This window comes from Burkholderia sp. SCN-KJ (assembly GCF_024656005.1).
In the GTDB taxonomy this organism is placed as follows: domain Bacteria; phylum Pseudomonadota; class Gammaproteobacteria; order Burkholderiales; family Burkholderiaceae; genus Burkholderia.
Genome location: NZ_JANKOG010000093.1, coordinates 1 through 930, shown reverse-complemented (window position 1 = coordinate 930; position 930 = coordinate 1). Strand labels below are relative to the sequence as shown.

Below are 930 nucleotides of genomic sequence, written 5' to 3'. Positions count from 1 at the left end.
AATCTGCTGCGGCGCTGGATCGATCAGGCGGAAGGTCGACTTCCCAAGAGACCGTTGGGCCGTCCACCGGCCACGCCACCGTCACTGCCAGCCTTTGTGCCGTTGGCATTGGGAACGCCGAGTCCGCATTCGCCAGAGATCCGTATCGAGGTGCGCCGGGGAGATCAGTCGGTCACGGTGAGTTGGCCGGTATCCGAAGCAACCCAGTGTGCCGCCTGGCTGCGCGAGTGGCTGCGGTGATCCGTGTCGACGAGATTTGGCTGGCGGTCGATCCATTGGACATGCGTGCCGGTTTCGATACGGCCTTGGCACGTGTGGTCAAGGTGTTCGGCGCCGCGCACCCACACCATGCCTATCTGTTCACCAATCGGCGCGCCAACCGCATGAAGGTCCTGATCCACGATGGGATCGGCATCTGGCTGGCCGCGCGACGTCTGAATCAGGGGCAGTTCGCCTGGCCGCACCTCGGCAGCGAACCCAAGCAGCGTGCCTTGACGCACGAACAGCTGGCCGGCCTGGTGCTGGGCTTGCCGTGGCAACGCATCGGCGAGGACGGCGTGATCCGTGTCGTCTGAGTCCCGCGGGACGTAAACAGTTGCGCTTCCGCCGTCTGCAGGGTTCTGGCAGACTGGCCCGCATGAACTTGCCTGCCGACCTCGACGCACTCAGCCCGGAACAGTTGCGCGCCCTGACAGCGCAACTGATAGCCGAGGTCGAGGCGAAGGACCAGACGATCAAGGAGAAGGAGCGGGAAGCGAGTGAGCGAGACCAAGAACTACGCTACCGGCAGACCCGTATCGATCAACTCACCCACGAGGTCTCGGTCCTCAAGCGCCAGCAGTTCGGCCGGCGCAGCGAACAGCTCAACAGTGAGCAGATGAACCTGCTCGACGAGGCCGTCGATGGCGACCTGGTTGCCATCGAGATGGA

The 930-nt window shown here is 63.9% G+C and carries 3 protein-coding genes; all 3 read left to right on the top strand.

What is annotated here, in order from left to right; all coding sequences use genetic code 11:
• The coding region (locus NQV17_RS37775; RefSeq protein ID WP_257776156.1) for an IS66 family insertion sequence element accessory protein TnpB at positions 1-240 on the top strand (240 nt) is incomplete at its 5' end.
• Positions 228-575 carry an IS66 family insertion sequence element accessory protein TnpB gene (tnpB, locus tag NQV17_RS37770; protein ID WP_221624093.1) on the top strand — a complete coding sequence of 116 codons (348 nt, stop codon included), beginning with the start codon at positions 228-230 and terminating at the stop codon, positions 573-575. The genes NQV17_RS37775 and tnpB, both read left to right, overlap by 13 nt.
• A 62-nt stretch (positions 576-637) precedes the next feature.
• Positions 638-930: transposase (locus NQV17_RS37765; protein ID WP_257776155.1), on the top strand; the 293-nt coding region annotated here is incomplete at its 3' end.